Source organism: Methanofollis sp., from assembly GCF_028702905.1.
Taxonomy (GTDB): domain Archaea; phylum Halobacteriota; class Methanomicrobia; order Methanomicrobiales; family Methanofollaceae; genus Methanofollis.
The window spans coordinates 1-5,688 of record NZ_JAQVNX010000117.1 but is presented as its reverse complement, the minus strand read 5'-3'; the positions used below and the strand labels follow the sequence as shown (position 1 = coordinate 5,688).

General features: G+C 66.0%; 6 protein-coding genes and 1 pseudogene. All 7 read right to left on the bottom strand.

Annotation, left to right across the window (positions count from 1 at the left end; all coding sequences use genetic code 11):
- Positions 1–245, bottom strand: a pseudogene (locus PHP59_RS11000) (tryptophan synthase subunit beta); the annotation flags it as partial.
- A complete protein-coding gene (locus PHP59_RS10995; protein ID WP_300166902.1) occupies positions 242–814 on the bottom strand; it encodes a phosphoribosylanthranilate isomerase in 573 nt (190 codons plus the stop codon). The pseudogene PHP59_RS11000 and the gene PHP59_RS10995, both read right to left, overlap by 4 nt.
- On the bottom strand, positions 805–1,566 hold the full coding sequence (locus PHP59_RS10990; protein ID WP_300166900.1) for an indole-3-glycerol-phosphate synthase: 762 nt from the start codon (positions 1,564–1,566) through the stop codon (positions 805–807). Before PHP59_RS10990 ends, PHP59_RS10995 begins: the two co-directional genes overlap by 10 nt.
- Entirely contained in the window at positions 1,566–2,579 is a 1,014-nt protein-coding gene (gene trpD, locus PHP59_RS10985) for an anthranilate phosphoribosyltransferase (protein ID WP_300166898.1), read from the bottom strand. The genes PHP59_RS10990 and trpD overlap by 1 nt, the downstream gene beginning before the upstream one ends.
- Positions 2,576–3,157 (bottom strand): aminodeoxychorismate/anthranilate synthase component II, encoded by a 582-nt coding sequence (locus PHP59_RS10980; RefSeq protein ID WP_300166896.1) that lies wholly within the window; start codon positions 3,155–3,157, stop codon positions 2,576–2,578. Before PHP59_RS10980 ends, trpD begins: the two co-directional genes overlap by 4 nt.
- Positions 3,154–4,680 (bottom strand): anthranilate synthase component I family protein, encoded by a 1,527-nt coding sequence (locus tag PHP59_RS10975; protein ID WP_300166894.1) that lies wholly within the window; start codon positions 4,678–4,680, stop codon positions 3,154–3,156. The genes PHP59_RS10980 and PHP59_RS10975 overlap by 4 nt, the downstream gene beginning before the upstream one ends.
- 10 nt (positions 4,681–4,690) lie before the next feature.
- Positions 4,691–5,688 (bottom strand): TrpB-like pyridoxal phosphate-dependent enzyme (locus tag PHP59_RS10970; RefSeq protein ID WP_300166892.1); only part of this gene is annotated, 998 nt, incomplete at its 5' end.

Here is a 5,688-nt window from a genome sequence, read left to right as displayed (position 1 = left end):
GCACCCCCATGGAGGAGATCCTCCCTCTTCAGGTAGACCCGGCAGCCGAGGTCGCGTGAGAGGTTCCGGCAGTACGTGAGGGGAGTCTCCCTGCCGGCAAAGGTCGAGAGGTACCCCTCCAGTTCCGCCTGAAAGGCAGGGTCGTTCTTCGCGCGTTCATAGGCGGCCTCCAGTGCCCCGAGTTCCCCCATCAGGGTCTCCGGGACGAACTGCCCGCCGAATTCACCAAAATATCCCTTCTTCATGGGGATATGCTCCTGCATGCCATGATAAATTCCGTCATTTTTTGTGTGTTTTTGATGCCCGGGCTGTCCTCGACGCCGGACGAGACGTCCACCCCGTATGGCCGCACGGCCCTGACCGCCTCGCCGACATTGTCCGGGGTCAGGCCGCCGGAGAGGAGGACCGGGACAGGAGACCGCAGGACAAACGACCGGGCCTCATTCAGATCGTACCGCCTTCCTGTGCCCTCGCTCCGGTCGAGGAGGACCGCGTCGTACCTGCCGGGAGGGAGTCTCCCGGCGGAGACCGCCCTGATCACCCGCACGCCCGGCGGTACAGGGAGGTCGCAGTAGAGTTGCACCGCCGTAGGGCTGAGGGCGAGGATCTCGTCGAGTTCTGCCGGGTCGTCTGTCCGCGAGACGCAGATCCGGGCCGTGAAGGGGCCAAGAGAGGAGAAGATCTCCTCCGCCTTTTCAGGAGCGACCGCCCGTGGCGAGTCGGAGAAGAGGACGACGCCGATCGCGTCGGCACCGGCCCTATCGGCGGCAACGGCGTCGGCGACCATCGTGATCCCGCAGATCTTCACGCGCATACCAGCCTCTCCAGTCTCTTCCCCGGATGCGCCGAGGACATGAGGGCCGAACCGACGAGAAACGCATCGCAGTACGGCCGCAGGGCCCGGACGTCGCAGGGCCAGACGACGCCGCTCTCGGAGACGATGAGCCTCCCCTCTCCTGAAACCAGTTCGGAGAGTTTCTTCGTGGTGTTCAGGTTGGTCGTCATCGTGGAGAGGTCACGGTTGTTGATCCCGATAAGGTCGGCAGCGGTAGAAAGAGCGAGTTCGGCCTCGTCACGGGTGCGGACCTCGACGAGCGGTTCAAGGCCGAGTTCGAGGGAGAGGTCCACGAAGTCCCCGAGGTCCCTGCCTAGCACGCCGGCGATGAGAAGGACCGCATCGGCCCCGAGCGCCGCCGTCTCCCTGATCTGGAGTTCGTCGATGATGAAGTCCTTCCTGAGGAGCGGGACCGGCGAGACCTGCCCGACCCTCAGGAGGTTTTCCACACTGCCCCCGAAGAAGAAGGGTTCTGTCAGAACCGAGAGGGCGACGCACCCACTGGCGATGAGGTCACCTGCCAGCACCTCGGGGGCGTCACCGCCGCGAAGGGTGCCGCGGGAAGGGGAGGCGTACTTCACCTCCGCAATGACCGCGTTCCTCCGTTCAGAGGTGCGGATCGCCGTCGTCAGGCTGAACCGCCCGGAGGCCCGGCAGTCAGGGATGTGCCCGGCCGCTTCCAGCCCGGCCACACGCTCGCGGGTGCGGGCGAGGATATCGTCCAGGATCATCAGGCACCCCCTGTCGCCCTGACAAGGGCGTCGAGTTTTTCCCGTGCCTTTCCTGAATCGATCGAGTCCTCAGCACGGCAAAGGCCGTCCCTGAGGCTGCGGGCCCGTCCCCCGAGATAGATCGCCGCGGCGGCGTTGAGGAGGACGATGTCGCGGGCAGGCCCGTGCTCGCCGTCGAGCACGCCCCTGAGAATCTGTGCGTTCTCAGCCGTGTCCCCACCGGCAAGGTCGGATAGGGAGGCGGGCGGGATCCCATAATCCTCGCAGGCAAGGTCATAGGTCCGGACCGCCCCGTCACGGAGTTCGGCGACATGGGTCGGCCCTGCGGTGCTGATCTCGTCGATGCCGCTGCCGTGGACCACCATCGCCCGCCCGACGCCGAGGCTCTTCAGCACGCCGGCGACCGTTTCTACGAGCGCCGGGCTGTAGACCCCGACAAGTTGCGCCCCTGCACCGGCAGGATTCGCAAGGGGGCCGAGGAGGTTGAAGACCGTCCTGACCCCGATCTCCGACCGGACACCTGACACCCGGCCGAGGGCCGGGTGGTACGCCGGCGCATAGAGGAAGACGAACCCGATCTCCTCGACAATCTCCCGGGCGCGTTCAGGCCCGAGGTCAAGGCCGACACCGAGGGCGGCGAGGACGTCGGCCGAACCGCACCTGCTTGTTGCGCCCCTGTTGCCGTGCTTCACGACAGGCACGCCTGCACCGGCGACGACAAAGGCAGCCGTGGTGCTGATATTGAAGGTGCCGCTGCCGTCGCCACCCGTGCCGCAGGTGTCGACGAGGACGCCGGTGACCCGCGGCCTGATCCTGACCGAGGCCTCGCGCATCGCCTGTGCAAAGGCGGCAATCTCATCGACAGACTCGCCTTTCATCCTCATTGCGGCAAGAAAACCACCGACCTGTGCCGGTGTGGCGCCGCCGCTGAGGATCTCGTGCATGACCTCGCCCGCCTCTCTGCCCGAGAGGTCGCGGCCTTCGGCCACCCGACCGATCGCCTCCCTGATCATGCCCGCGCCCCCTTTCCGGCAAGGAAGTTCCCGATGATCCTGTCCCCTTCGGGAGAGAGGATGCTCTCCGGGTGGAACTGGATGCCGTCGATGGGATAGTCCCGGTGCCTGACGCCCATCACATAGCCGTCGTCCAGGCTCGTCGCCGTCACATCGAGTTCCCGCGGCAGGGTCGCACGGTCGGCCACCAGCGAGTGGTACCGGGTGGCAGAGAAGGGGTCGGGGACGCCGTCGAAGATCCCGGCGCCGTCGTGGATGATCCGGGATGTTTTGCCGTGCATCAGGCGCCCGGCCCGCGTCACCCGCCCGCCGAAGACGGTGCAGATCGCCTGGTGGCCGAGGCAGACCCCGAGGGTCGGGACCTCGCGACAGACTGTCCTGAGGGCGTCGAGACAGAGCCCCGCGTCCTCGGGCGTTCCCGGGCCCGGCGAGAGGATGACCCGATCGCAGTCGATGTCCCGGAGCACCGAGGCCGGGGCGTCGTTCCTGACGACGACCGGTTCGCCGCCGAGCTTTCCGACCTGCTGGTAGAGGTTGTAGGTGAAACTGTCATAGCAGTCGATGATGAGCACTCTCATAGGTCTCTCCTCCCGTATGCGATCGCCCGGAGCATGGCCGCAGCCTTGCTCCCGGTCTCCTCCCACTCGTTTTCGGGGATGGAATCGGCTACTATGCCGGCGCCGACCTGGACCGACGCCGTCCCGTCCTCGACGACGACGGTCCTGATCGCGATGGCGACGTCCATGTCCCCGTCGAAACCGACATGGCCGACCGCACCGGCATATATGCCGCGACGGCAGGGCTCCAGGTCATCGATGATCTGCATCGCCCGGATCTTCGGGGCTCCCGAGACCGTGCCTGCCGGGAAGCATGATGTGAAGGCATCGAAACAGTCGTACCGGCCGTCGAGCGCCCCCTCCACCGTGGAGACGATATGCTGGACATGGGAGTACTTCTCGACACCCATGAACGCGGGCAGGTGGACCGAGCCATAGGTGCAGACCCTGCCGAGGTCGTTTCTGGCGAGGTCGACGAGCATGGTGTGCTCGGCGCGTTCCTTCGCGTCGGCAAGGAGATCCTTTTCGAGGCGGTCGTCCTCGTCAGGGGTCGCACCCCTCGGCCGCGTCCCGGCGATCGGAACTGTCGTGACCTTTCCCTTCTCCACGCGGACGAGCATCTCGGGACTTGCTCCGGCGACCTGCTGGTCCCCGAAGTCCAGGAAGTACATGTACGGGCCCGGGTTGATCGCCCTGAGCGCCCTATAGATCGCAAAGGGGTCGCCCGGATAGTCGCAGTCGATCCTCCGGGACAGGACGCCCTGGAAGATGTTGCCTGCCGTGATGTGCTCTTTCATCCTCAGGACGGCAGCCTCGAAGGCCTCCTTCGAGAAGGTCGAGCGGCAGGGGAGGTCTCCAACCGCAGGGAAAAGCCGGGGCCTCTCTTCCTCCGGGCCGAGAGCCCTGATCTTTGCAACCAGCGCCCTGACCCTCGCTCTGCTCTCCTCGTACGCCCTGTGAGGGTCTGTGTCTTCGGTCAGCAGGGGGCTTGAGAAGACGTACATCCTGCCGGCGAGATGGTCGAAGACGATACAGTCCTGTGCAAGGAGAAGCCTGGCCAGGGGGGCGTCGGGGCCGTCACGGCGGCCGGGCCCGACCTTCGGCTGGAGCGCGTGGACAAGGTCGTACGCGAAGTAGCCGACAAAACCCCCGAAATATCTCGGGGCGCCGACATCGGCGACGGCAAACCTGCCGAGGATGGACCTGACCACCCCGACCGGGTCGGCAACGTCCGGAGAGGCGGCGACCCTGACGAAGGGCCCGGTGCCGGATATCTCGGCCGTCTCCCCAACGGATACCCTGAGTACCGGGTCGACCCCGATCACCGAGTAGCGCGCACTCCGGTCACTCCCCTCCATCGATTCAAGGAAGAAGCCGACGCCGTCGCAGAGCCCTGCATAGACTCCCGGCGGCGTCACCGGCGGGAGGGGGAGTTCCTGGCAGAGGGGAATGATGAGGGGCCGGGACCGCCCCTCCGCGGCGGCAAGAAACTCCTGATAACCCGGCTTGAATATCTCTGTTTCACCGATTACGGCACTATCCATTCCACCGGCATCACCCCACCTTCGGCAGGTGCGCAAGCGACTCCCTGATCAACTCGGCCGGATATTCGTAGTCAGGCAGGCCGCCTGCAAGATAGGCATCATAACTCGCGAAGTCGAAGTTGCCGTGGCCCGAGTTGTTGAAGAGGATCACCTTCTCCTCGCCGGTCTTCCGGCAGGCGAGGGCGGCGTCGATCGCCGCCTTCACGGCATGGGCCGCCTCGGGGGCGACGATGATCCCCTCGGTTCGCGCGAAGGTGAGGGCCGCCTCGAAGACCTCGTTCTGGTGGCAGGAGATCGCACGCACCGCTCCGGCCTCGGCGAGGTGGGCGACGAGGGGCGAGACACCGTGGTACCGCAGCCCACCCGCGTGGATCGCCGGCGGCACGAAGTCGTGGCCGAGAGTGAACATCTTCAGGAGGGGGGTGAGGCCCGCGATGTCGCCGTAGTCATAGGCATAGAGCCCCTTCGTGAGGGTCGGGCAGGCCGCGGGTTCGACGCCGACGACGTCGGTCTCCGGGTGCTTGCCGCGGAGTTTGTCCCCGACAAAGGGGAAGGCGAGGCCGGCGAAGTTCGAACCGCCGCCGACGCAACCGATGATAGTGTCGGGATAGACGTCGTCCATCGCCATCTGCTCCCGCGCCTCGAGGCCGATCACGGTCTGGTGGAGGCAGACATGGTTCAGGACCGAACCGAGGGCGTAATTCGTGTTCGCGTGGTTCACCGCGTCCTCCACCGCCTCGGAGATCGCGATGCCCAGGCTCCCGGGGGTGTCTGGATGATCGGCAAGGACCTTCCTGCCCGCGTCCGTCTTCTCGCTCGGCGACGGGATGCACTCGGCCCCGTAGACCTGCATCATGCTCTTCCTGTACGGCTTCTGGGCATAGGACGACCTGACCATGTACACGGTGCAGGCCATCCCGAAGAGGGCGGTCGCAAAGGCGAGGGAGGAACCCCACTGCCCGGCGCCGGTCTCGGTGGCGATACGCTCGACACCTTCCTTCATGTCGT